The sequence below is a fragment of the Streptomyces sp. NPDC019890 genome, from assembly GCF_044903445.1.
Lineage (GTDB): Bacteria > Actinomycetota > Actinomycetes > Streptomycetales > Streptomycetaceae > Streptomyces.
In genome coordinates this window covers 568,553-593,633 of the sequence record NZ_JBJDQK010000002.1, presented here as the reverse complement: position 1 = coordinate 593,633, position 25,081 = coordinate 568,553, and the positions used below count along the sequence as shown (strand labels likewise).

At 68.9% G+C, this 25,081-nt stretch carries 20 protein-coding genes and 1 pseudogene; 14 read left to right on the top strand and 7 right to left on the bottom strand.

Annotated elements, in window-relative coordinates; all coding sequences use genetic code 11:
- Positions 1–152 precede the first annotated feature (152 nt).
- The 4 genes from ACI2LP_RS07030 to ACI2LP_RS07015 form a co-directional block, all read right to left on the bottom strand.
- Positions 153–632 (bottom strand): hypothetical protein, encoded by a 480-nt coding sequence (locus ACI2LP_RS07030; RefSeq protein WP_404723504.1) that lies wholly within the window; start codon positions 630–632, stop codon positions 153–155.
- A complete protein-coding gene (locus ACI2LP_RS07025; RefSeq protein WP_404723503.1) occupies positions 632–4,948 on the bottom strand; it encodes a DUF6531 domain-containing protein in 4,317 nt (1,438 codons plus the stop codon). Before ACI2LP_RS07025 ends, ACI2LP_RS07030 begins: the two co-directional genes overlap by 1 nt.
- Positions 4,945–5,313 carry a hypothetical protein gene (locus ACI2LP_RS07020; protein ID WP_404723502.1) on the bottom strand — a complete coding sequence of 123 codons (369 nt, stop codon included), beginning with the start codon at positions 5,311–5,313 and terminating at the stop codon, positions 4,945–4,947. Before ACI2LP_RS07020 ends, ACI2LP_RS07025 begins: the two co-directional genes overlap by 4 nt.
- A gap of 517 nt (positions 5,314–5,830) precedes the next feature.
- On the bottom strand, positions 5,831–6,310 hold the full coding sequence (locus ACI2LP_RS07015) for a hypothetical protein (protein ID WP_404723501.1): 480 nt from the start codon (positions 6,308–6,310) through the stop codon (positions 5,831–5,833).
- A gap of 91 nt (positions 6,311–6,401) precedes the next feature.
- On the opposite strand from ACI2LP_RS07015, the gene ACI2LP_RS07010 reads away from it, so the two are divergent.
- Complete coding sequence (locus ACI2LP_RS07010) at positions 6,402–6,767, top strand: MerR family transcriptional regulator (protein ID WP_404723500.1); 366 nt, start codon at positions 6,402–6,404, stop codon at positions 6,765–6,767.
- A 112-nt stretch (positions 6,768–6,879) separates the two neighbouring features.
- Positions 6,880–7,399, top strand: a pseudogene (locus ACI2LP_RS07005) (DUF4291 domain-containing protein).
- Here ACI2LP_RS07005 and ACI2LP_RS07000 read toward each other — a convergent pair.
- A complete protein-coding gene (locus tag ACI2LP_RS07000) occupies positions 7,396–8,583 on the bottom strand; it encodes a S8 family peptidase (protein ID WP_404723499.1) in 1,188 nt (395 codons plus the stop codon). The pseudogene ACI2LP_RS07005 and the gene ACI2LP_RS07000 sit on opposite strands and share 4 nt — an antisense overlap.
- A gap of 317 nt (positions 8,584–8,900) precedes the next feature.
- Here ACI2LP_RS07000 and ACI2LP_RS06995 point away from each other — a divergent pair, with 317 nt between their 5' ends.
- Together ACI2LP_RS06995 and ACI2LP_RS06990 are read left to right on the top strand one after the other, a co-directional pair.
- Positions 8,901–11,681: an alpha/beta fold hydrolase gene (locus ACI2LP_RS06995; protein WP_404723498.1), complete on the top strand. Its 2,781-nt coding sequence runs from the start codon at positions 8,901–8,903 to the stop codon at positions 11,679–11,681.
- Positions 11,678–12,538, top strand: coding sequence for an ABC transporter permease (locus tag ACI2LP_RS06990; protein ID WP_404723497.1), 861 nt, complete (start codon positions 11,678–11,680; stop codon positions 12,536–12,538). Before ACI2LP_RS06995 ends, ACI2LP_RS06990 begins: the two co-directional genes overlap by 4 nt.
- Positions 12,539–12,627: 89 nt before the next feature.
- Here the strand turns inward: ACI2LP_RS06990 and ACI2LP_RS06985 are convergent, their stop codons facing one another.
- Positions 12,628–13,230 (bottom strand): DNA-binding response regulator, encoded by a 603-nt coding sequence (locus ACI2LP_RS06985; protein WP_404723496.1) that lies wholly within the window; start codon positions 13,228–13,230, stop codon positions 12,628–12,630.
- A gap of 302 nt (positions 13,231–13,532) precedes the next feature.
- Between ACI2LP_RS06985 and ACI2LP_RS06980 the strand changes: the two genes are divergently transcribed.
- The 6 genes from ACI2LP_RS06980 to ACI2LP_RS06955 all read left to right on the top strand — a co-directional run bounded on the left by ACI2LP_RS06980 (position 13,533) and on the right by ACI2LP_RS06955 (position 19,789).
- Positions 13,533–13,856, top strand: a complete 324-nt coding sequence (locus tag ACI2LP_RS06980) for a hypothetical protein (protein WP_404723495.1) — start codon at positions 13,533–13,535, stop codon at positions 13,854–13,856.
- Between the two features lie 171 nt (positions 13,857–14,027).
- Complete coding sequence (locus ACI2LP_RS06975) at positions 14,028–15,656, top strand: von Willebrand factor type A domain-containing protein (protein ID WP_404723753.1); 1,629 nt, start codon at positions 14,028–14,030, stop codon at positions 15,654–15,656.
- Positions 15,657–15,864: 208 nt separating this feature from the next.
- Positions 15,865–16,335: a DUF1772 domain-containing protein gene (locus ACI2LP_RS06970; protein ID WP_404723494.1), complete on the top strand. Its 471-nt coding sequence runs from the start codon at positions 15,865–15,867 to the stop codon at positions 16,333–16,335.
- Positions 16,336–16,410: 75 nt separating this feature from the next.
- The gene (locus ACI2LP_RS06965) at positions 16,411–17,592 is read left to right on the top strand and encodes a YbhN family protein (protein ID WP_404723493.1); all 1,182 of its coding nucleotides are present in this window, start codon (positions 16,411–16,413) and stop codon (positions 17,590–17,592) included.
- Positions 17,593–17,692: 100 nt separating this feature from the next.
- The gene (locus ACI2LP_RS06960; protein ID WP_404723492.1) at positions 17,693–18,967 is read left to right on the top strand and encodes an ArgE/DapE family deacylase; all 1,275 of its coding nucleotides are present in this window, start codon (positions 17,693–17,695) and stop codon (positions 18,965–18,967) included.
- 162 nt (positions 18,968–19,129) lie between these two features.
- The gene (locus tag ACI2LP_RS06955; protein WP_404723491.1) at positions 19,130–19,789 is read left to right on the top strand and encodes a L,D-transpeptidase family protein; all 660 of its coding nucleotides are present in this window, start codon (positions 19,130–19,132) and stop codon (positions 19,787–19,789) included.
- A 57-nt stretch (positions 19,790–19,846) separates the two neighbouring features.
- Here the strand turns inward: ACI2LP_RS06955 and ACI2LP_RS06950 are convergent, their stop codons facing one another.
- The gene (locus ACI2LP_RS06950; protein ID WP_404723490.1) at positions 19,847–20,569 is read right to left on the bottom strand and encodes a response regulator; all 723 of its coding nucleotides are present in this window, start codon (positions 20,567–20,569) and stop codon (positions 19,847–19,849) included.
- A 307-nt stretch (positions 20,570–20,876) separates the two neighbouring features.
- On the opposite strand from ACI2LP_RS06950, the gene ACI2LP_RS06945 reads away from it, so the two are divergent.
- Genes ACI2LP_RS06945 through ACI2LP_RS06930 form a run of 4 tightly spaced genes read left to right on the top strand, consistent with a single transcriptional unit; the run spans position 20,877 to position 25,011 of the window.
- A complete protein-coding gene (locus tag ACI2LP_RS06945) occupies positions 20,877–21,872 on the top strand; it encodes an alpha/beta fold hydrolase (RefSeq protein WP_404723489.1) in 996 nt (331 codons plus the stop codon).
- Complete coding sequence (locus ACI2LP_RS06940; protein ID WP_404723488.1) at positions 21,865–23,034, top strand: acyltransferase; 1,170 nt, start codon at positions 21,865–21,867, stop codon at positions 23,032–23,034. Before ACI2LP_RS06945 ends, ACI2LP_RS06940 begins: the two co-directional genes overlap by 8 nt.
- A complete protein-coding gene (locus tag ACI2LP_RS06935; RefSeq protein WP_404723487.1) occupies positions 23,027–24,343 on the top strand; it encodes a sensor histidine kinase in 1,317 nt (438 codons plus the stop codon). The genes ACI2LP_RS06940 and ACI2LP_RS06935 overlap by 8 nt, the downstream gene beginning before the upstream one ends.
- On the top strand, positions 24,340–25,011 hold the full coding sequence (locus ACI2LP_RS06930) for a response regulator (protein WP_404723486.1): 672 nt from the start codon (positions 24,340–24,342) through the stop codon (positions 25,009–25,011). The genes ACI2LP_RS06935 and ACI2LP_RS06930 overlap by 4 nt, the downstream gene beginning before the upstream one ends.
- Positions 25,012–25,081 lie beyond the last annotated feature (70 nt).

The following is a 25,081-nucleotide window of genomic DNA, read 5'->3' as shown; positions in this document are numbered from 1 at the left end:
CCTGACGGTACGCAGGCCTCAGATCTGGTTTCCTCGCCGCCAGGCGCGATGACTCCCAAGCTCGGAGCGGGGGTTCGATTCCCGTCACCCGCTCCACAACGAAAGGACCAGGTCAGAGATCTGAGCCTTGGTATCGGATACTGTCATTTCGACTACAGCAACGCCCCTGGGAAGTATTCGAACAGCGCGGGCATGGCGCCATGATCAGTCCCCTCCATGGTCACCACAACCCTCTTGCGTGCCGAATCGCCAAGGAATCGAACGAACTCTTCAACAGCTGTGAACGACTCCAAATCCGTCACATCGCCCGGGTCGAAAGTGAATTCAATCTCGTCGACATCGAAGAAATAGCAGGTGAACCAGATGCCCCCCACTTCGACAGCCAGACTGGCCGATTCTTCCGGATTGCTCTCCAGTCGATGAAACAGCTCGCTTGCATCGGGAACTCTGCTATCGATCGAATCGGACAATGTCCAGTTGAAGGACACGGTCCAGTCCACAGAGTTCAACGCGGCAAGGACATTTCGCCAGGCATCAATCGAGGCGTCCAGGATGCACACGTCACGTAGCGCTCCGTCGACCTCGAAGTCCTCGCTGCGATACTGCATACCAACGCCTTCTCGTCCGCCCATTACAGGAACCCTTCAAACGTAAGCGAACCATTCCGCCAGCTCCAGCGAGCCCCCCATCCACCCGGCACCCTGAAATCGCGAGTGATCCCACCATACTGTGCAGTGGCCGAGGTGTTTACCGTTTCCACCACCCTCGGATCCGTCAAGATATCGCGAATCATTTCATTTGCAATCTCGGTCCTCTCGCTGTTTGTTACTCTACCGAAATCATACCTGTCCACATGCGCCTGACCGCGCTTGGCGATATTCCCCGGACTCGGATCGCCATGCTTTTGCAGGGCCCTGCCGGCCGGCGACAGCTGGCCCTTCTTTATATCGGCGGCGGCCTTGTACAGATCATCCGCGCCGTAGTTGCAGGGCGAGAGTCCCAACGGGTCTGTCCAGCCCAACGCGTTCACCACATATGCATGGTGGTTGTCTGCTGGTTCTAGGCCGAGAGGGTCAGGGCTGACGTATCGGGCGGTTCCCGGGTCGTAGTAGCGGAAGTAGTTGTAGTTCAGGCCGGTTTCGGAGTCGTGGTACTGGCCCGAGAAGCGCAGTGGGCAATCCACGGAGGTGGTGTCCGTCGGGGCTGGAAAACTCGTGCCCCAGAGGGTGGTGCGGCGTTGCCAGGTCAGTCCGCCGTCGGCGGTGACCAGTTCGGTCGGGGTGCCGATGGCATCCGTGATGACGGCGTAGAAGCGGGTGCTGTAGTCGGTCGAGGTGTCCTCGGCCAATTGGGAAAGCAGTGACGTGCCAGACGCGCGGACCAGCGGCCTGTGGTCGGTCTGGGTGAGTGGGCGATGTGTGCCCGGGGCGTAGTCCCAGGTGGTGACCCTTCCATCGGACGACTTCTGTTCGGCCAGGCGGGTGTCGTCCCAGGTGAAGTCCGTGCGCTCTGCAGCTGTACCGTCGTCTGCCAGTCGCTGCTTGGATATTCGGCGGCCCAATGGGTCGTACGTGTACTGCCAGCGCTCGCCGTCCGGTGTCACCGCCTTGACCAGGCGATCCTCCGCGTTCCAGACGTATGTCCAGGTATGTTGCTGCCCGTTGAGGAGCTTGCGGGTCTTGCGGATCAGGCGGCCCTGCGCGTCGTGTTCGTACAAGGTGCTGCCCGCGCGGCGGATAAGCGTGCCCTCGAATTCATGGTCGCCGACGGAATCGTGGGCAGGGGCTGTGGCATCCGTGAGGTTGCCTGCAACATCGTAGGCGTACGTCTCGGTCCAGCCGTGGGCCCGTACACCCGTGACACGGCCCATACGGTCGAGGTCGAACCGGCGTGTGCCCGAGGTCAGTTCCCGGATTTCGGTGAGGTAGCCGTCCTCGCGATAGGCGTAGCTACGGTGTTGGAGGAGGCGGTCCGCTTCCTTCGAGTGAGCGGTGAGGGATTGGGTGGAAAGACGGTCCGCCCTGTCCCAGCTCTGCCTGAGGGTCACGTCGGCTCCGACGCGGCGCTCGATTTCGTGGCCTGCGGCGTCGTACGCGAAGGTCAACGAGCCGGCCTCGGTACCGAGTGCGGCGAGCCGGCCCGCTGGGTCGTAGGTCCATTCCGAGCTCAGCCCCGACGGGGTGCTTCTCCTACTGACGCGGCCGAGGGCGTCGTACTCGTACGCCGTCGTGCGGTCGTTGACGGTTTCGGTGAGCGTGCGGCCGAGAGTGTCTCGTTCGATGACGATCTCGGCGTCCGCGTTGGCCGCGCGCACGACATGACCGGACGCGCCGTATGTATACGTCGTGATGTCGCCCGTGTCGGTGCGCTGCTCGATGACGCGGCCGAGCGCATCGCGCGTGAAGCGGATGGTCTCGCCCGCACCGTTCGTACGGGACGCCAAGCCGCCCGCCGCGTCATGCGTGTATGCGAGAGTCCGGCCGTTGAAGTCGCTCTCGGCGACCGGGCGGCCTGCCTCGTCGTATGTGTATGACCAGGTCAGACCCTGCGGGTTGGTGACTCCGGTCAGCCGTAGCTCGGTGTCGTAGGCGAAGGCGTACGTGGTGCCGTCCGGGTCCGTCCGGGTGGCCGGGACGTCGAAATGGGTGGCGGTGTGGCGGGTGACATTGCCCGTGGGGTCGGTATGGGTCAGAAGGTTGCCTTCGCCGTCCCAGGTCCAGGACTCCCTCGTGCCGTCCGCGTAGGCGCGCCAGTCCGGCTTGCCTTCGGTCGTCCAGCCCATGCGGGTGACCTGGCCCAGTGGATCGACCACTTCGACGATGCGGCCGAAGGTGTCGCGGCGCGCCAGTGTGGCGTGTCCGAGTTCGTCGTATACGGCGATGGGCAGCCCGGCTGCGTCGGATGTGACCCTGCGCGTGTGGCCCAGGGCGTCGGTGAGCGTGGTCAGGTGGCCTGACTCGTCGTAGCTGTGGTGGGTTTCGGAGCCGACGGGGTCGGTTGTGGTGAGGAGGTTGCCGCGTTCGTCGTACGTGTGCCGCCAGGTCGCACCACCGGGCTCGACGACTTCGGTGGGTCGGCCGAGGGTGTTGTACACGGCCCGGGCATCGGACCCGTCCGGCAGGGTCAGTGCGGCGAGGTTGCCCGCGTCGTCGTATGCATAGCGCGTGGTACGGCCCAGTGGGTCGGTGACCGAGAGGGGCTTGTCGCCTCGCGTGTTCCACTCAGTGCGGGTGGTGTGGCCGAGCGGGTCGGTCTCCTCGACGACCTGGCCCTCGGCGTTGTAGCGATGCGTGGACCGGTGGCCGAGTGAGTCGGTGTACGTGGTCGTGCGCGACTCGTCGTCGTAGGCGAGGGCGCCGGAAAGGAAGCCGTCGCTGCCCTCGGTGCGCTCGACGCGGCCGCGGGCGTCATAGAAGTACGCGAACGAAGTGCCGTTGCGGTCCGTCCAGGACGTGACCCGGCCCTCTGCGTCGTAGGTGTGACGCAGCGGCTGGTCACTGGAGTTGATGACCTCCGTGAGGTTGCCCGCCTCGTCGTAGCCGTACCGCATCACGACCGTACCGCCGGCGGCGGGCTCCGAGGGTTCGTACCGGGAGGGGGCCTCGAGGAGACGCAGAGCGGTGATGCGCGGTCCCTGCGTGTCGATGGCCAGGTAGTAGCCGCCGGAGTGGCGCAGCGCGGTGGGGATGCCGTCAGGCGTGCGTTCGACGTCGATGCGGGCGCCGTTGCGGTCGTGCCAGCTGTCCACGGGAAGGTGGACAGTCCCAAGGGTGTCCGAGGGAACAGGGCTGCTGAAGCTTCGTACGACTCCGGAGTCCGGATCGGTGACGGTCATGACGCCGTCGGGCTTGCCGTCCCATTCCAGTGGCCAGCAGGCGCCCTTCACCGGCAGGACAGGCTCGCCGGGCTGCGGTACCGGGTAAACCAGGCGCATGCCGTCCGCGGCGGCGAACACCACGCCCTCGGCGTCGAGTTGAATACATTCGTCGAGGGTGGATACCCAGGTGGGCCCGAAGCACATGCCCGCCCGGTACGTGGACAGATGGGTGCGCTCAAAGACCAGCGGAAGGGAGGCAGGGAGCGTGAGATCGGACTGCGTCATCAGCATGGCGCCGGTCGCCACATCGATCGGCTCTCCGACGCACGGGGTCTTCTTCGCCTGTCGGGCCGCCGGGCCGAGTTCGACGAGGTCGGGGCGGAGGGTCGGCGGCCGGAGCATCAGCGGCACCCCGTCGAGCTTGGTGAACAGGTTCCCTTCGACGCCGGCCTTGAGCACGCCGCTGCCCGCGCCGAACGCGCCGCCGTAGATCATGCCGTCCTTCGCTGCCTGATTGATCTCGTCCAGGCTGAAGCCGTCCTGCATGCCGGTGGCGATCTTCAGCGGCTGGGCGACAGCCAGGTCGATGGTCACCGACTCCACGCCTCCGAAGGCCGCGGCGACGAGGGCGCCCGCGGCGATTTCGGCAACGGTGGCGGAGACCGCGATACCCATCGTGGCGCCGAACTCGATGAGGGCCTCGGTCGCCAGAGCAGCAGCACCCGCTGCGGCACCTGCAGTGAAGAAGGCCAGCGCGATACCGCCCACGATGATCGCGGCGTCGATGCCGATCTGGGTCCACAGCTTTTCGATGGCGTCATCGACGGCGTCGGCAAACTTGTCCAGCGCCTCCGCCATCTTGCGTGCCGCCTTGGCGATATCGCTCAGCCAGCCCCCGTCCTTGCCCTTGGCGTAACGCTCCCAGAACACCTTGAACGCATCGATCGCCTCACCCTTGTTGTTGTGGATGAGTGAGGTGGCGGCGTTGTTGACGGGGGTACGTACGTCATCGACGGCGTCGGCGAACGATCGCCAGGCATCGGCGGCGTGGCGGAGCGTACCGGAGTTGGCATCCGGCCACCACATGCCCAGCTTGAGCAGGAGCTCCTTGGCCTCGTCCTCAACACTCACTTGGCGCCCTTGTCGTGCTCACCATCGATCTTCGCCTTCACCTTGGTGAACATCCCGGCAATCAACTCGTCGTTGTCGACATGTCCGTCCGCCATGTCCGCCATCGCCTCATGAATGCTGGTCAGGCCGAGGACCAGCGTGCCGGCAGCCCGTTCTATGGCCTTCTGCTGAGGGTGGTAGGCGTCGTAGAACTTCTTGCCCTGCTCGTCATCGCCCCAGGGTGCGCCGAGCCCGTCCAGTGTGGTGACCAGCGTCGTCAGCGCCGTGCTCAGATTCTGGGCCTGCGTATGAAAGACCGGAGCCGTCAACTTGATGTCGGCTGTGTGGATTTCCAGAACCGTGCCGTCACCCTTGCCCTCGCCCATGCGAAGCCTCCCCCGTTGTCGACTGCGAATCCCGACCCTAGAAGACCGTGGTCATGATGAGGTCAAGCAATAGCCATCACCGGGCAATGGGTGACGCACACGACACACATTGCCCAGTGATCAACCCATGTGGAATCGCTGCGAATTCCCGGTGGGGCTGCTGCACTTGGACCTTCGGGCTCCGTGGGCAGGGGCCCGACCATGTCGAGCTCGCCACCTTGCGCCTGCAACGGCAGCACAGTGCGCGCCCGACCATCCGCAGGCGAAAGCCTTGCCCGCCAGGGGAATGCGCCACCTCACGCCGACTGTCATGCCTAGCGGCAAAACCTCTCCCAACAGCAGGCTCCTTTAGCGGGTTTCACTGCCTCACGGCCGACCTAGAGGACTATGAACACTGCTTGACTTGGGTCTTCTGGTCAGGTCTCAGCGACGAGCCGGTTGATCGGTAGTCCATCGGTGCAGTCATCGAGCAGGAGCACGTGTGAGGGGTGCCGGTGCATGTGCCCCAAGCCGGGCCTCACTGACTCGCTGTGCCGAGCGGGTGCCCATCGGTCGGGCCGGCTTCGTGATCGAACAAGTTCGTGTGCCAGTTCCGCCACCACGGCACAAGCTGGACGAGGCCGAACGCCACCTCGATGGTGAAGAACAGCCACAGCAGCCGCATGGCCCCGTGGGCCAGCGCGTACGCCTGCCATGCCGCGAACAGCGTGCGCGCGATGCCGTCGAGCAGTCCGTGCACCGACAGCGGCCTGACGATACGCAGAACGGCCCAGACGACCACGACCGAACCCATCAGATTCGCGTACAGGGTCTGCACCGGGTCGAGTTCGGGCAGGACGCCGAGCCCGAGTGCGTTGCCCAAAGATGACAGCGTGTCGTGCACCAGCGCGTACGTCCACGGCGTCGCGAATCCCGCCGTGACGACGAGGTCGTACCAGGCGCTCGCGCGTACGACGCGAAGATAGGTGGGGGGTGCGGGGGCGAAAAGACGGATCACAACGAGGCTCCTGCTGGTCTCACGGCAGCGACGCCTCACGGTAAACAGTGGAGTACGCTCCAAGGTCAAGCCCATCATCCGACGGAGGGTCATGCGTATCGGAGAGCTGGCCGCGCAGGCGGGCGTGACCAGAGACACCATCCGGTTCTACGAGAAGGTCGGCCTCGTCGCAGGTCGGCGGCTGGCCAACGGGTATCGCGACTTCCCGCCCGAGGCAGTGGCCTGGCTGCACTATGTCCGCACTGCGCAGACGCTCGGATTCTCTCTGGCGGAGATCGCGCGGCACGGCGAGGAACTGAGCGAGGCGCCGGATGCTGCAGAAGCGCTGTCTGCGCTGTTCGAGGAGAAGATCAAGGTCATCGACGTACGTATGGCCGAACTCGTCATCCTGCGGGCCGAACTCGCTACGCGCGTCGGCACTGGATGCCCCTTGCGGGCGGTCGGCCAACCCGGCTGACTACGTGGTTGAGAGCGTCGCGGCCCTGACTGGTGACTGATCCCTGACCCGGTCACGACTGAAGTGGTTCACCGAATGCCATGAGCAAAGGTGGCGATTGGCAAGAAGCGCCATCGTCGCTGGTGACCTGCCTGGAGAATCCCCACCGAGAAAGGGCTGTGAACACGGCTTGACATGGATCAAGCCCTCCTTTCTGTGCATGATGTACCGCTGCGGCTGGGCCGAGAAGCAGGACCAGGAGACGGTGCTCGCTGTCGAGATCACTCGCGAGGGCTTCGACTGGGCGCTGGAACGCCTACCTCTCGCACTACGACCGAGATGTCCACCCCGACCAGGCCATGTGGAAGCGGGAGTTGAAGCGCGCACGTGCCAGCGTCCAGTGGGACCCCGAGCGGGATCTGCGCCTTCAGCCTCTGCCGTTCCGCTCGCTCCAGCTGGGGCTCGCGGGCGAGGCCTCGCGGCAGTACGCCGACGAGCGGACCGTCCCGATCACCGACGTGACCCCGCTCGCGCACCGCATCCACGCCCTCGTGCGGGACGGTGAACTGGAGGCCGCGGGCAGGCTACTGCCCGAGGAGCGTCCGTACCCGGCTGGGCAGGAGCTCCTCGGGCAGTTGGTCGGCAAGGGCTAGAACAGCGAGTACAGCAGCTTGTTCGGCGAACCCGTCCGCGGGTCCTGGACCTTGCCGTTCGTTGCACCGTTCACCAGCGCGTTCCGGACCTGTGCCGGGGTCGCCGTGGCGTGGGTCGACAGATAGAGCGCCGCGACGCCCACCGTGTGCGGGGTGGCCATCGAGGTGCCGGAGATCGTGTTCGTCGCGGTGTTGCTGTCCTTCCACGCCGACGTGATGTTCACGCCCGGCGCGAACAGGTCGAGACACGTTCCGTAGTTGGAGAACGACGCCCGACGGTCCGAGCTGTCCGTCGCGCCGACCGTGATCGCCTCGGGGACGCGGGCCGGCGAGTAGTTGCACGCGTTCTGCGGCAGGCCCAGGATGTTGCCGTTGCCCGCGGCGATCGAGTAGCTGACGCCCGAGGCGATGGACTTCTTCACCGCGTTGTCGAGCGAGGTGTTCGCCCCGCCGCCCAGGCTCATGTTCGCCACCGCCGGCTTCTTCGCGTTGGCCGTCACCCAGTCGACGCCCGCGATGACCCCGGCCGTCGTGCCGGAGCCCTGGCAGTCCAGGACGCGGACGGCGATCAGCTTGACGCCCTTGGCGACGCCGTAGGTCTTGCCACCGACCGTGCCGGCGACATGGGTGCCGTGGCCGTGGCAGTCCTGGCCGTTCTGCCCGCCGCCCACCGTGTCCGTGCCGACGCTCGCACGGCCGCCGAACTCGCTGTGGGAGGTGCGGATCCCGGTGTCGATGATGTACGCGTTCACATTGGACGCGGTCGTTTTGTAGGTGTAGGTCTTGGACAGCGGCAGATTCCGCTGGTCGACGCGGTCGATGCCCCAGGTCGCGTTGGACTGGGTGTCGTTGAGGCGGACCGTTTCGTTCTGCTCGACGTACGCCACGCGGGGATCGGCCGCGAGCTTCACGGCCTTCGCTCCGGACATCGTCGTGGAGAAGCCCTGGAAGACGCTGCGGTAGGTGAGTTTCGGCGTGACGCCCAGATCGGCGGCACGCGTGGAGCCGTCCTTCAGGACGACGATCCAGCTGTTCTGTACGGCAGTTGCAGTGGGAGCGAGACGAAGATCGCCGATGGGCGCGCTCTGCGCGGTGGGGGAGGCGGCGAACTGGAGACCGGCGGCAAGGGCTACTACGGGTATCAGTGCCCCGAAGCGTCGGGCAGTGGCTCTCATCTCGTGCACCTACCTTTCGTTGACCGTTAACGGACAAGTACGGGCGTGCATGGTGCCAGCAGCTGCATATGCGCTGACCAGGGTCTCGTGACGTGACGTGCGACACAAGACAGCATCGCCATTTGACGGGTGACGGATCCGCACATTGTGAACATCCGTCAGACCGAGAAAAGACGTCTTTGTCATCTTTGATCCCGTTTCAGCCATCTCGGGGCGCATACCGCGTCTGGTGTACGGCGACTGCACTCCGTACTACTCGAGGAGGCTCCTGAGTTCCGCCTGGCGGCAGCCGAGAGAGCACGGGGGATCCGCTTAGGGTTTCAGGCATGCAGATCCGACTTCCCCGGCCGCGCGGCCGATGGCTCGCAGGCGTCGCCGCCTTTGCCGTCCTCGCCGGCGCGGGCACCTGGACCGCGGTCGCTGACGACGGCGCGCCGACCGTGCACCGTGAGGACCAGGTGCAGGAGATGCCCGGGGCGAAGATCGACACCTCCTACTTCACGACGGGCGGCACGGCCCGCCGGCCCGCCGTGCTCCTCGGACACGGCTTCGGCGGCAGCAAGGACGATGTACGCGAGCAGGCCGAGAAGCTGGCTCGAGACGGATACGCCGTGCTCACCTGGTCCGCCCGCGGCTTTGGCAGGTCCACCGGGCAGATCGGGCTCAACGACCCCGACTTCGAGGTCAAGGACGTTTCACGGCTCATCGACTGGCTGGCGAAGCGCCCCGAGGTGCAGCTGGACGCCGACGGCGATCCGCGTGTCGGCGTCACTGGCGCCTCCTACGGCGGGGCGATCTCGCTGCTCGCTGCCGGACACGACAAGCGCGTCGACGCGATCGCACCCCAGATCACCTACTGGAACCTGGCCGACGCGCTCTTCCCCGACGGCGTCTTCAAGAAGCTCTGGGCCGGGATCTTCTTCTCGACAGGCTCCGCGGGATCGGTGGGTGCGCCGGACGGCGCCGCCCCCGCCGAGGAGCCCGCCGGCGACAGCCCGCCCGGCGGGTCGGCCGGTGGTTCGGCCGGCAACAGCGCGTCTGGAGCCGCTGCGGTCCCGCGCCCCGCCAACCCGAGCGGCTGCGGGCGCTTCGAGCCCGCACTCTGCGCCATGTACGAGCGCGTCGCCGTCGCCGGAAAGCCCGACGCCGCGGCCCGGCAACTCCTGGAACGCCGCAGCCCCTCCGCCGTCGGCGACCGCATCAAGGTGCCCGCGCTCATCGTGCAGGGCCAGACCGACTCGCTCTTCCCGCTCGCGCACGCCGACGCCATGGCCAAGCGGATCACCGCCAACGGCGTGCCCGTCGCCGTCGACTGGATCGCCGGTGGCCACGACGGGGGTGACCGGGAGAGCGGCCGCATCGAGGGTCGTATCAGCAACTGGTTCGACCGCTACCTCAAGCAGGACAAGAGCGCGGACACCGGACCCGCCTTCCGCGTCAGCCGGACCGGAGGCGTCGACTCCACCGACGGCCAAGCTCTGCTGCGCGGCGCGACCGGCGACCGTTACCCCGGTCTGGTGAGCGGTGCCCAAGCGATCCAGCTCACCGGCCCTGAACAGCGCTTCGCCAACCCGGCAGGCGCCAACCCGCCCGCCATCTCCGCCGTCCCCGGTCTCAGCGGCGGGCTCACCCAGTTCTCCTCCCTCGGTCTCGGCCTCTCCCTCGACTTCCCCGGGCAGTTCGCCCGCTTCGACTCCGCGCCGCTGTCGCAGTCGCTGCGGATCACGGGCTCGCCGACCGTCCGCGTCAAGGTCGCCTCCAGCAGCGGCGCCGCGGTCCTGTTCGGGAAGGTGTACGACGTCGGGACCGACGGCCGCCAACAGGTGCTGCCCTCCCAGCTTGTCGCCCCGGTCCGGGTCGAGGGCGCCGAGCAGGGCAAGGACGTCCGACTGACCCTGCCCGCCGTGGACCATGAGGTCGACGCCGGACACCGGCTGCGCCTGGTCCTGTCCGCGACCGACCTCGGCTACGCCTCCCCGGCCGCCCCCGCCACGTACACCGTCTCCCTCCTCGGTGGTGGGGCTGCCGCGGGCGCGCTGACCGTGCCCACCGCGCCCGCCGTCAAGACCCAGGCCGCGGGACTGCCCTGGTGGACCTGGGCGCTCCCGGCCGCCGGCGCACTGCTCGCGGCGGCCCTGCTGCTCACAGCCCGGCGCAGGGCCCTCGCCCCGGCACCCGACCCCGAGCTTGCCGAAGTGCCCCTGGAGATCACCAGCTTGACCAAGCGGTACGCGAGGTCCGCCGACCGGTATGCCGTACGGGAACTGTCCTTCCGGGTCGAGAAGGGCCAGGTCCTCGGCCTCCTCGGACCCAACGGCGCGGGCAAGACCACCACCCTGCGCATGCTGATGGGACTCATCCGGCCCGACGAAGGCGAGATCCGCGTCTTCGGCCACGCCATCCGCCCCGGCGCGCCCGTACTCTCGCGGGTCGGCGCGTTCGTCGAGGGCGCGGGCTTCCTGCCGCATCTGTCGGGCCGCGACAACCTGGAGCTCTACTGGCGGGCCACCGGCCGGCCCGCCGAGGACGCGCACATCGAGGAGGCCCTGGAGATCGCCGGCCTCGGTGACGCCCTCGCCCGCGCCGTACGTACCTACTCGCAGGGCATGCGGCAGCGCCTTGCCATCGCCCAGGCCATGCTCGGCATGCCGGATCTGCTGATCCTCGACGAGCCGACGAACGGACTCGACCCGCCGCAGATCCGCGAGATGCGGGACGTGATGATCCGGTACGCGGCCGGGGGCCGGACCGTCATCGTCTCCAGTCACCTCCTTTCCGAGGTGGAGCAGTCCTGCACTCATCTGGTGGTCATGGACCGCGGCCGGCTGGTGCAGGCAGGACCGGTCGAGGAGATCACCGGCGGGAGCGACACGCTGCTCGTCACCACCGCCGATGCGGTGCCGGAGCCGGTGATCGAGAAGATCGCCGCGCTGCCGGGGATCGGTTCTGCCTCCCGTACGGACGAAGGACTGCTTGTACGCCTCGACGGAGCCACCGCCACCGGCATGATCGCCGAACTCGTCCGGCTGGACGTGCCGTTGACCGGTGTCGGTCCGCACCGCCGCCTGGAGGATGCGTTCCTCACCCTGATCGGAGGATCCGCATGAGCACGCTGGTCGAGGCGGCCCCGGGCTACCGGGCACGCCACACGCTGCCGCTGCGGGTGGAGGCGGTACGGCAGCTGAAGCGCAGGCGGACCCTGGTGATGGCCGGGATCCTTGCCGCCCTGCCGCTCATTCTGATCGCCGCCTTCGCCATCGGTGGCACGCCGGACGGAAGGGACAGCGGCCGGGTGACCCTGATGGACACGGCCACCGCGTCCGGCGCGAACTTCGCCGCGACCTGTCTGTTCGTCTCCGCGGGCTTCCTGCTGGTCGTGCCGGTGGCGCTGTTCTGCGGGGACACCGTCGCCTCGGAGGCGAACTGGTCCTCGCTGCGCTATCTGCTGGCCGCTCCCGTGCCGCGTACCCGGCTGTTGTGGTCCAAGCTGGCGGTCGCGCTGGGCTTCAGCGCGGCGGCGATGATGCTGCTGCCACTGGTGGGTCTCGCTGCCGGCACCCTTGCCTATGGCTGGGGGCCGCTGAAGCTGCCCACGGGAGGCGGCTCCCTGGCCGCCGGTGAGACCGTGGGGCGTCTTGCGCTGGTCGTGGCGTTCATCTTTGTCTCCCAACTCGTCACCGCGGGGCTGGCGTTCTGGCTGTCCACCAAGACCGACGCCCCGCTGGGTGCGGTCGGCGGCGCGGTGGGACTGACGATCATCGGCAATGTGCTGGACGCGGTCACGGCGCTCGGTTCGTGGCGTGATGCGCTGCCCGCCCACTGGCAGTTCGCATGGATCGACGCGCTGCAGCCACACTTGGAGTGGAACGGCATGGTGAAGGGCGCTGCGGTGTCGGTGACATACGCCCTGGTGCTGTTCGCACTGGCCTTCCGGAGTTTCTCCCGCAAGGACATCGTGTCGTAGCTCGAGCCCAGTCTCGTAGCCGCCGCAGTGCCCAGGTCCGACTGGGCTCAGCCCGAACTGTGCTCAGCTACGACTGTGCCCAGCCCCGGTCAGATCCAGCCTCGACGAGCTGCTTCCGCTCCAGCCCGGAAGCGGCTCGTCGTGCCGAGGGCGGTGAGCAGTTCACCGACCCGGCGGCTGTATGTACGCCCGGACATGCGGAGGCGGGTCGCGGCCGCTTCGTCCGTGAGCCCGGCCAGTATCGCCTGTAGCACTGGCTGCAGATGGGACGGCACGGCGTCGGCCACGGTATGTCGGGTCAGCTCGTGGCCGGTGTCCCACCAGGTGCGGTGGGCGCGGACCAGAGCCTGGACGACAACGGGGTCGCGGATCAGCAGAACCCCGTTGTACAGCAGCTCCAGATCGAGAGGCACAGCCGCCACCGACCGGTCCGCGACCAGCATCTTGAACGGGATGCTGTCCGTCACCCGGGCCGTGCCGGGGCTGCGCCACGGCTCCGTGAGGTGGGTCAGCCCGTGCCGGGGCGCGATCCGCCGTACCGTCGCGGTCTGTTCGGCGGCCGTGCGCACGCACGCGCCCGCGAATTCCAGGAAAGGCTCCGGGATGCCGTGGCCCAGCGCGCCGGCCGGGTTGTCGAAACTGAGGAGCTCATGGCGCGCGGAGCGAACCAGGCCGGTCAGGGCCGCGCGCACCTGTGGCACTCCTTGAACCGGCTGCCCCGGTGCGTCGCGCAGGACAGACCGCGAGACCTCCCGACCGAGCACGGAGCCCGGAAGCACCCCCACTGCCATGACAGATCATCCCCCCCGCCTTTCATGCAGGCACGCGGTCCGTCCCCCCGGATCCGCATACCACTTCATGTACTCACACGATTGCATGCGGTGACAAGATCCTCTTCGGGGACTGGCGAGTCATTGCCACTCCCTTCGCTTCCGGCGCTGTGGCGATCACGCTGGAAGCACGAGGCATGAGAGGCGAGTGAAGGGAAGTCACGATGGTCCGACGTATTGCCACCATGGCGCTGTCCGCTGCCGCGGCACTGCCGTTGGTCGTCATGGGGCCGGCCGCCCGGGCGGCGGAGCAGGCGCCGCCACCCCTGCTCCTCAGCTGCAGCACCAGCACCGACGGCTGGACCGGCCGTGCGGACTGCACCAACAACAGCAGCCAGGTCGTGGCCTTCCGCGCCGTGGTGGTCTGCGGCTTCTGGCCCGATGCCTACGGAGCCTGGGTGACTCTGAACCCCGGCGGCGCCGGCTGGTCGTCGGCGACCTGCGGCGGCGGAACGGGGGTCGGCAGCGTCAGCTGGGAAGAGGGCTGATCGAATACCGGTGCCACCGAGGGAGTTGTTCACCGGCAAGGGCAACTCCGGACCGCCGTTGCCGCATTGAGATTCATCCGCAACTCCCTCGTCTGCTCCTTGGGGCCGTCTCGCACGTCACATTCACAAGTGCTGACGACCAGGGGAGTGAAGATGAAGCTCGGCTCAAGGATGTGCAGGGGCTCACGGACGTACCGGGGAGTGGCCGCCGCGGTGCTGGCCGGCGGGATGCTGCTGACCACCGGCTGCGGCGCTGGGGGAAGCACCGACCGGAGCTCCCACAGCGATGCAAAGCCTGCTCCCGTGCCGATAGCGCCGGACGGGGGAGGGGGCGCGCCCGCGACGGGGACGGACGGCCAAGCGGAGCGGCAGCGGGAGGGCGACGAAGCGCGGGAGTCCAGGCCGGTGGCGCCCGACTATCTGTCGACCTTTGCGCTCGACGTGGACACCGCCTCGTACGGCTACGCCCGTCGCACGCTGGAGGACGGACAGCTGCCCCAGGCCGGTGACATCCGGCCCGAGGAGTTCGTCAACAGCTTCCGGCAGGACTATCCGCGGCCCGCGGGCGACGGCTTCTCGGTGACGGTGGACGGAGCGCGGCCGGGGAGTGTGGACGGTGAGATCAGCAGGCGGGACGGAGTGGAGGCCGGAAGTGAGGCAGGCGGTGAGGCAGGCGCTGAGGCAGGCGGTGAGGACTGGTCGCTGGTGCGTGTGGGGCTCTCCACCCGCACGTCCGACCGCAAGGGGAAACGGCCGCCGGCTGCCTTGACGTTCGTCATCGACATCTCCGGCTCGATGGCCGAACCGGGCCGTCTCGACCTCGTCAAGGAGTCGCTGGGGATCCTCACCGACCAGTTGCGTGACGACGACTCGATCGCACTGGTCACCTTCAGCGACGAAGCAAAGACGCGGCTGCGGATGACCCGGATCGACGGCAACCGCGACCGGATCCACTCGGTCGTCGACAGTCTGGAGCCGACCGACTCCACCAATGTCGAGGCGGGCGTGAGGACGGGCTACGACGAGGCCGTCGAGGGCCGTCGGCGTGGAGCCACCAACCGTGTGGTGCTCCTCTCCGATGCGCTGGCCAACACCGGTGAGACCGAGGCGGACGCGATCCTCGACCGGATCGACGGCGCGCGCCGGGAGTACGGCATCACGCTCTTCGGTGTCGGGGTCGGCAGTGAGTACGGCGATGCGCTGATGGAGCAGCTCGCCGACAAGGGCGACGGTCACACCACGTATGTGTCCAGCAGCGAGCAGGCCAGGAAGGTCTTCGTCGAGCAGCTGCCCACCCATGTCGAACTGCGCGCGCGGGACGCCAAGGCGCAGGTGGCGTTCGACCCGAAGACGGTCAAGCAGTTCCGGCTCATCGGATACGAAAACCGCGCGGTCGCGGACGACGACTTCCGCAACGACCGGGTGGACGGCGGCGAGGTGGGCCCGGGCCACACGGTGACGGCGCTCTATGCCGTACGGCTGCGGGAGGGTGCGAGCGGGCATCTCGCGACGGCGACCGTGCGCTGGCTGGACCCGAGGACGCGGGCGCCGCACGAGCAGACGGGCTCGATCGAGACGGACGCGGTGGACGGCGCGCTGTGGGACGGCTCGTCCAAGAGGCTCCAGGTCACTGCGGTGGCGGCATACTTCGCGGAGTCGCTGAGGGGTGGTTCGATGCCAGGGGCGCCGGGGCTGGGGGCGCTTGCCGAGCGCGCAAGGAAGCTGGCGACCGCGACGGAGGACAGCGCGGTGCGGCAGTTGGCGGATGCGATTGATCAGGCCCGGAGGCTGCGGGACTGAGGGGTCGGCCACGGCGCGGCTTCGGCGGGGCCGCGCCACGCCTGATCTGTATGGCGCGGCTCAGGGGGGCCGTACCTCGCCACACCTGCGTCGCGTGGTTCAGCATGGCCGCGCCTCGCCTCGCCCGGGCCGGCGTGGTGCAGCCTGCTGTTCTCGTGCCCCGGGAAGGTTGGTGCGGTGGCCCTGCCTTCGCGTCATGATGTGCGGCATGGCCACCCTCCTCCTCGCCCTCGCCATCGGATTCACCGGTCTCTACGCGGGCTTCCTGCTCACCTTCCGGATCGCGGTCATGCCCTCGCTCGCCCAGCTGACGGATGATCAGTTCCTCCCGGCCATGCGCCGCATCAACGAGGTTGTGCCGCGCCCCACCTTTCTGCTGATCTTCTTCGCCATCATCGCGTTCCCGGCCGCGGCCCTCGCCGTACCGATCGACGGGCGCACGGACACCCAGCTGTGGCTGATCGTCGCGGGCCTGGTGTGTGCGGTGCTCAACCACCTCGTCACCGTCGCCGGCAACATCCCGCTGAACATCGCCCTCGCCAAGGCGGAGAACGACTCCTCGGCCGGCCCCGACAGTACGGTTCGCGCGGCCTTCGAGTCGCGGTGGAACGGCTTGCACCTGATCCGGACCGTGTTCATGCTCGCGTCGTTCGGGCTGCTGATCGCCGCCGCGTTCTAGCGGCCGTACCAGCCGCGGCCGCGACTTGATCCGGCCATCGACGTATCCGCCGGATGTTGAGCACACGACACCGGAATGTCGTGCAGGAGGGGCAGGTTCCGGGGGCAGCCCCCCGCCCTCACCGCCCCCGCCCTCACCGCGATCGCGAGCGTGGCCATGCCCGAGACCCTCACCGTGCAACAGCAACAGCAACAGCAACAGCAACAGCAACAGCAACAGCAACAGCAACAGCAACAGCAACAGGACCAGCAACAGCAACAGGACCAGGACCGGCACCAGGACCGGCACCGGCACCGGCGGCCGCTGGACCGTGTGCGGCGGCTGCCCGTCCGCAGGATCATCTGCTTCGTACCGTTCGTGCTCGTTGCGTTCTGGGCGGCCGACAACTGGCCGCTCGTCGCCTCCGGCGTCAGCCGACTGGGCGGAGCCGACGTCGGCTGGCTGCTCATGGGGACCGCCTGCACCGGGCTGTGCTGGGTGGCGGCGTCTTGCGTGCGCCAGGGGACGGTTGTGGAACGGCTGCCCGCCGGGCGGCTGCTCGCCTCGCAGTTCGCCGCCGGAGCCGCCAACCATCTGCTCCCCGCAGGCCTCGGAGCGCATGTGGTCACGCTGCGCTTCATGCGCGGATGCGGCATCCCGCTGGACCGGTCGACGGCTTCGCTCGCCCTCTACACGCTGGTCGAGGCGGTCGCCAGGACAGGCCTGCTGGTGACTCTGCTGGTGGCGTATCCCGACGCGCTGCGGCTGGACGAACTCGTGCCGCCCGGGCGTACCGTGCCGGCGGTCCTCACGGCCCTCCTTGTCGCTGCCGCCGTGATCGCGGCGGTGGCGACCGCGGTGCTCGCCGTGCAGCGGCTGCGCCGCATCGTCTTCGGCTTTCTGCGCACCGCGCTGACCGACGCCCGCGCCCTGCACAAGCGGCCCGCCCGGGCACTGGCCCTCTGGGGCGGTGCGCTGGCCTTCCCGCTTCTCCAGGCCGGTGTGCTGGTCTGTGTCGCATTCGCACTCGGGCTGCCGGTCTGGTGGCCGTACATCGTGATCGCCTACCTGGCGGCGAGCATCGCGGCCGGGTTCATCCCGGCCCCGGGCGGCATCGGTTCGGTCGAGCCCGCCCTCGCCGTCGCGCTGGTCACGGTGGGCGCGCCGCTCGTCGTCGCCACTGCCACGGTCCTCGGCTTCCGCTTCCTCACGGTGTGGCTGCCGCTGCTGCCCGGAGTGGCGGTGCTGGCCGCGCTGGTGCGGTGGCGGGTCCTGTGAGCGGCAGATGATTGATTGCACGGACGGCCTGTCCCTACCATCCGAACCATCCGTCCGAGGACACCCGTCCGAAGACATCACGGAGGGGAGGGGGAGAGGAATGACGGCAGAGTTCACCGCTGAGGAGTCGAAGGCCCTCGAGTCCATCGACAAGGCGGCCGTAGCCGAGCTCTTGCTCGACCTGATCGCGGTCCCGAGCGTGACGGGGAGCGCCGCCGAGTCGGAGCTGCAGCACCGGCTTGCCCGGCGACTGGACGGACTCGGCCTCGACGTCGACCTGTGGTCCATGGACCTGCCCGCGCTGCGGGCCACCCCCGGCTTCCCCGGCACCGAGGCGCCGCGCGACGAGGCATGGGGTCTGGTGGCAACCACCGCCGGCGACGCCGACGGCCCCTCGATGATTCTCCAGGGCCATGTCGACGTCGTGCCGCCGGGCGACCCGGCGCGGTGGGAGGGCAACCCGTTCGTGCCGAGGGTGACCGGCGACGTCGTCCACGGCCGCGGCGCCTGCGACATGAAGGCCGGACTCGTCGCCAACCTCGCCGCCCTGGCCGCGATCCGGTCCGCCGGCATCACCCTGCGCGGCCGGGTGGCGGCCCACTTCGTGGCCGGTGAGGAGGACGGCGGCCTCGGCGCCTTCGGCACTCTCCAGCGCGGTCACACCGGCGACGCGTGCATCATCACCGAACCCACCAGCGGCACGCTGGTGACCGCGAACGCCGGCGCTCTGACCTTCCGTGTCGAAGTCCCCGGCAAGGCCACCCACGCGAGCACCCGCGACGCCGGGGTCAGCGCCATCGACGCCTACCTGCCGATACGTGAGGCCCTGATCCGCTTCGAGGCCCAGCGCAACACGGACCCCGACCCGTTGCTCGCGGAGTACGCAATCCCGTACGCCCTGTCCGTCGGCAAGCTCCAGGCGGGCGACTGGGCGAGCAGCGTCCCCGACCTGCTCGTAGCCGAGGGCAGACTGGGCGTCCGCCTCGACGAGACCCCGGCCGCCGCCCGCGCCGCCTTCGAGAGCTGCGTGGCCGCTGCCTGCGCGTCGGACCCCTGGCTCAGCGCCCACCCGGCCTCGGTGACCTGGCCGGGCGGCGAGTTCGCGAGCGGCCGTCTGCCGGCCGGCGACCCGCTGCGCGACCTCGTACAGGACGCGAACGCCGACGCCACCGAGGGGCCGCGGTTGCGGGAACGGGGTGCGCCGTACGGCAGCGACCTGAGGTTGTACGCCGCAGCGGGCATACCGACGCTCCAATTCGGCCCGGGTGACGTGAGCTTGGCGCACGGCCCGCGGGAACAGGTCTCGCTGTCCGAGGTCGTGGAGGTGGCCCGGACGCTGGTGCTGGCGGTGCTGCGCGGGGTCGGCACGAAGTAACAGCGGCTCCCACCCCCGGTTGAGACAAAGCGCCCTCTGCATACCGGAGTTGAGGCAGAACCTCACACCGCTGCGGGAGGACCGCAGGAGTGAACTCTCGTACGTTTACGGCACATCGGCTCGCAGGGAAGCAAGCCGGAACGCTACGAGAAGGGACCGCTCATGAACGCACAACGGGGGAACGTCGCCCGGAGCCTCAAGGCCGTCGCGGCGGTGGGGACCGCGGTCGTCGCGGTCGGGCTGCTGCCGTCGGCCGCCAGCGCGCAGGCCGGGCACGGTGCGAGCGAGGTGCAGGCCACCAAGGCAGCCGCGGCCGCCAAGACCTACACGTACCTGTCGTACAAGAAGAACAAGAAGGACCCGTCGAACTCCCGGCTGAGCCTGGTGTTCGTGCAGCAGATCAACCCGGACAAGATCCGCAGTTTCACGGTGGACAGCTGGCGTGCCGGCTCCGGTCTCGGTACCGCCAAGAACAAGATCGGCCGGGATGCCTGTGTGTCGCGGGTGGGCTGGCTGCCCAGCGGCACGTACAGCATCCAGAAGTTCTACAACAACCACGTCGGCACCGTGAACGGCATCTCGTGGCTGCTCAACGACAAGAGGTGCAAGAACGACGGGAAGAGCGGTACGAAGCGCACCGAGCTGTTCATCCACAGCGAGATGAAGCCCAACGGCAAGCCGGGCTCGACCGAGTCGACCCGCTGGGACGGAAACAGCGACTACAAGTCCCTGGGCTGCATCAAGCTCAAGCCGTCCGACATCCGCGAGCTCAAGGGCTACCGGTCCAACTACCCCAAGCCGACCAAGCTCTACGTGTCCTAGCTCTACGTGTTCTGGCGCTACGTGTCCCGGCGCTACGTGCCCGAGGCGCCCCGGGCTTCAGTGTTCGGCCCTGCAACGGCGCGGGACGACGAGCCCCGACTCGTACGCCATGACGACGGCCTGAGCGCGGCTGCACAGCCCGAGTTTGGTCATGGCCCGGCTCAGGTGTGACTTGACCGTGGCCTCGCTCACCGTCAGCAGGGCGGCGATGTCCTCGTTGCAGGCGCCCGTGGCGACGAGCCGCAGGATCTCCAGTTCGCGAGGTGTGAGCCGGTCCAGGTCCGTCAGCGGCTCGTCGCCGGGCACGCTCGCCCGGGTGTACGTCTCCACCAGCCGCCGGGTCACACTGGGCGCGAAGAGGCAGTCTCCGGCGGCGACCAGGTGCAGGGCACGCAACAGCCGTTCGGGTGCGGTGTCCTTGAGGAGAAAGCCCGAGGCGCCGGCGCGCAGCGCGGCGTAGACGTACTCGTCGATGTCGAAACTGGTGAGCGCCAGCACTCGGGGCCGGGCGCCCTCAGGGGCGGCGGAGAGAATGCGCGTGCAGGCTGCGACACCGTCGAGCTCGGGCATCCGCATGTCCATCAGCACCACATCGGGCTCGGCGCGGGCCGCCTGGGCGACGGCGTCGAGCCCGTTCACCGCCTCCCCGACGACGTCAAGACCGGGGGCCGCGCGAATGAGCGCGGCCAGCCCTCCGCGAATCAGATCGTGGTCGTCGGCGATCAGCACCCTCGCCGGGCCTTCGTGCGGCACGGGTAAGGCATGGCTGCTTCCGGTCATGGTGCTCTCCCCCTGAGCGAGTCCGGCTGTGCCTCGGGTCCATGGTGCGCCGCAACTCGCCTCGGGAGGCGGCCGGTTGCTCCCTTCATCACAGGATTGGTGCAGAGTCACAGTCTTGCGACGATCCCCGCCCGGCGCCGACGGCACCTCGTGGCCGCACAACTCGCCGTGCTGACGCGCCCCTACCCGTAGTACTTCAGAGCCAGGCGGAAGGTGCACTCCCCGGCGGGACGCCGACTACCAGGCGTGATCCATAACTTCGGTACCGGAAGCACGACGGACATCCGGTACGGAAGGACCAACCTCCATGGCGTCCCGCCCGCGCAGCAGCAACTCGTGCAGCAGCAACCCGCGCAGCAGCCGTCTGCGCCGCGCCCTGCTCGCCGCGCTCGTCACCGTCTCGGTGGCGGTGCCGGTTGCGGGTGCGGCCCGCCCCGCGGCTGTCCCGGCGCCCGCCCCGGCTGTCCTCGCCCCGCTGCGAGCCGCGACCCCCGCCGCCCTCGACGAGCGGTACGCCGCCACCCGCGACGACATCCGAGCCGCCGAGCGGATGGCAGCGGGCCACGGAGACCGGAGGCGAGCCGCCGTGCTGCGCGCCTTGGCGGACCCGGTGCGCCACTTCCTCTCCTTCGACGGCCGCGACGGCGGCCGTACCGCCGAGGTGTTCGGTGACCTCTCCCGGGCCGAGCGGATCGCCGTGCTGGTGCCGGGAGCGGACACCAGCCTCGACAGGTACGAACGCTTCCGGGCCGGCGCGGTGGCGCTCCAGCAGGAGCTGGACGGCAGGACCGCCGTCGTCGCCTGGCTCGGCTACGGGACGCCGGGCACGGTGAGCCTCGAGGCACTGACGCAGGGGCGGGCCGATGAGGCGGCTCCTCAACTCAAGGATTTCGTACGTGAGTTGAGCGCTGCTGCCCGGCCTGTCGCCCGGACTTCGCTGCTCTGCCACTCCTACGGCTCGGTCGTCTGCGCCCGGGCCGCCTCGGGCCTGCGGGTCGCCGACATCGTCCTGTACGGCAGCCCCGGCACCGGCGCGGACAATGTCGCCGCGCTGCGCACCCGGGCCACCGTCTGGGCGGGCCGGGGCGGCAACGACTGGATCGCCGACGTACCCCACACCAGGCTCCAACTGCCGTTCATCACCGTAGGCCTGGGGGCCGACCCGGTGTCGAAGGGGTTCGGCGCCCGCATCTTCGACGCCGGCGACGGCGGCCACAGCGACTACCTGAGGCCCGGATCCGTATCGCTGGCGAACATCGCCCGGATCGTGAACGGACAGACCCCGGAGGCTCCCCGTGCGTGAGCTCGCCCGTTGGATCGACTCCGCCACCCCGCCCGACCGCGACCGCGCAGTCGACGCCCTGCGCGCCCTTGCCATCCTCGGCGTGGTGCTCGGCCACTGGCTGGTGACCGCCCTGGTTGCCGACAGCGGCACGGTGCATCCGGCCAGCCCACTCCAGTACCGACCCCATCTTGCCCCGATCTCCTGGGTGTTCCAGACCTTGGCGGTCTTCTTCCTGGTGGGCGGGCAGGTGGGCGCGAAGAGTTACGCGTCCGCCCGCACCCGAGGCCAGACGTACGGCCGGTGGCTCGGCGCCCGGACAGGGCGGCTGTTCCGGCCGGTGGCCGCCGTGCTGGTCGTGTGGACCGTGGCGGCGGGCCTGATGCTCGCCTCCGGGGCGCGGTTCGAGACCGTGTACGCATTGGGCAAGCTGGTGCTGTCCCCGCTCTGGTTCCTGCTGGTTTTCGCGGCGCTGACGGCGGCGACCCCGCTGGTGGCCAGGCTGCACCCGCTGTGGCCGCTCGCCGTGGTGCTCCACGTCGACCTGATCCGGTTCGGCCTGGACGGCACCTCCCGGTACGAATGGCTCGGCTGGATCAATGTGGCGGCCGGCTGGCTCGTCCCGTACTGCCTGGGCGCTGCCTGGGCCCGGGGCGCCCTGAGGATCCGTACGACCGGCTGGGCGCTGCTGCTCGTCGGCGCCGCGGCCACCAGCGCACTCGTCCTCTGGGCCGGCTATCCCGCGTCCATGGTCGGGGTGCCCGGCGCCGGGATCTCCAACCTCAACCCGCCTACCCTGGCCGCCGTCACGTTCGGCCTTGCCCAGTGCGGGGCGGCCCTGCTGCTGCTCGGTCCGCTGCGGCGGGTGCTGCGGCGGCCTGTCGCATGGGCGGGGGTGGCGCTGGTGAACCTCTCCGCGATGACCGTCTTCCTCTGGCACCAGACCGCGATGATCGCGGTCACCGCCGTCGGCCTGCTCGCGGACACGGCTCTGCCCGGACTGCACACCGTCCCCGACGGCTCCGGCTGGGTGCTCGCCCGGCTGGCCTGGCTGCCGGTGTTCGCCGTGGCGCTGATGGTGTGCCGGGCGGCGTTCCACACCTACGAACAAGGGAAGCGGGGTCGCACCACGGTGGTGCGCGAACGGCGGCCCGCACGGACGACGGAGGTGCGGAATGCCTAGGGTTGACCACGTGAAGACGGGGGACAGAGAGCGGTTGGCCGCCGCAGTGCGCTCGGTGCCGCGCGTCCTGCGCGCGGACCTGTGGACGGTGGCGCGCGACCCGCTGCCGCGCCAGCGCTGGCTGGGCCGGCTGCCGCACGGCCACGCGGTGCTGTTCGCGGTGCTCATGGGCATGCTCATGATGTCCGAGTACGAGCAGGTGTACGAGCCTGCTCCGAAGACCATGTGGCTGCTCGTCGTGCTCCAGGTGGCGACCGTCCCCCTCGCGTTGTCCCGCCCGGTGGCCGCCTGGTGGCTGTCGACGATCGTGCTCTTCCTGACCGCGCAGGTCGCGGAGGGCAGAGTCGGCCACGACATGGTGTGGCCCTGGAGCATCGGGGGGATCGCACTGCACACCCTCGTGCTGCTCCTCCTCGCGCTGCGGGTCCGTCCCCGGATCGCCGTCGAGGCACTGCTGATCACCCTCCTTTCGGGCCTGATCAACATGGCTTTCGCAGCCCATGACCACAACCAGGTCCTCACACGGGGCACCCTGGCCTTCGCGACCGCGGTGGTGGTCGGCGCCTCACTGCGCATCAGCCGAGTGGCGCAGACGCGACTGGTCGAGCAGGAAGTGCTGACCGCCGAGGAGCGGGCCCGGCGCACCCTCCTGGAGGAGCGCGGCCGGATCGCCCGCGAGCTGCACGATGTGGTCGCCCACCACATGTCGGTGATCTCCATCCAGGCGCAGGTCGCCCCGCACCTGGTGAAGAACCCTCCCGAGGAGCTGAGGGAGAACCTCGCGGGCATCCGCCAGAACGCTGTCGAGGCGCTGACCGAGCTGCGCCGGGTCCTTGGGGTGCTGCGGTCGGAGGATCCCTCGGCCGAGGGCGTACGGCACGCACCGCAGCCCACCCTCGACCGGCTGGCCGAACTGGTCGACAACGTACGGGGTGCGGGTCTCACGGTCAGCGTCGAGACAACGGGCGAGCCGCGCCCGCTGTCACCCGGTGTGGAGCTGTCGGCGTTCCGCATCGTGCAGGAGGCGCTCAGCAACGCGATGCGGCACTCGCCCGGCGCTCAGGTGCGGGTGGCCATCGGACATCAGCCGTCCGGGGTCACGGTCCGGGTCACCAACGCCGCGCCGGACCGGCCCGCCCCGCCCTCGCAGGGCACCGGACACGGTCTCCTCGGCATGCGGGAACGTGCTGCCATGCTGGGCGGCGAACTGGCCAACGGGCCCACGCCGGACGGCGGTTACGAAGTGACCGCGATCCTCCCCGCCGACGCCCCCGAGCCATCCGCCCAAGCTGCCGGGGGAACCCCATGACGACCATCCGTGTCCTGATCGCCGACGACCAGATCATGGTCCGCCAGGGCTTCACGGTGCTGCTCAACGCCGAACCCGGCATCGAGGTGGTGGGCCAGGCCGTGGACGGCCTCGACGCGGTCGCCAAGGTCGCCGAACTCGCCCCCGACGTCGTCCTCATGGACATCCGGATGCCCGAACTCGGCGGCATCGAGGCGACCCGCCGCATCACCGGACCCGACGGGTCCGCCGCCAAGGTGCTCGTACTGACCACCTTCGACCTCGACGAGTACGTGTACGAGGCGCTGCGCGCGGGCGCGTCCGGGTTCCTCCTGAAGGACGCCTCGGCCGCTGAACTCGCCCAGGCCGTACGGGTGGTGGCGGCCGGTGACGCCCTCCTGTCCCCGAACATCACCAAGCGCCTGATCACCGAGTTCTCCCGGACGGCCGGCGCTCCCCGTGCCCCGCTCAAGGAGCGCCTCGGTGATCTGACGGAACGCGAGACCGAGGTCCTGTCCCTGATCGCGCAGGGCATGTCGAACGCGGAGATCGCCGGGCGGCTGGTGGTGGCGGAACAGACGGTGAAGTCCCATGTGAGCCGAATCCTGGTCAAGCTGGGCCTTCGCGACCGTACTCAGGCGGCGGTCTACGCGTACGAAACGGGACTGGTGCGCCCGGCCGGGTACTGACCCGCTCGACTCGCCCCGCAGAGGCCCAGCCCTCCATGCTCGGAGCTCCTGTGCATGCCAACGGCCTGCC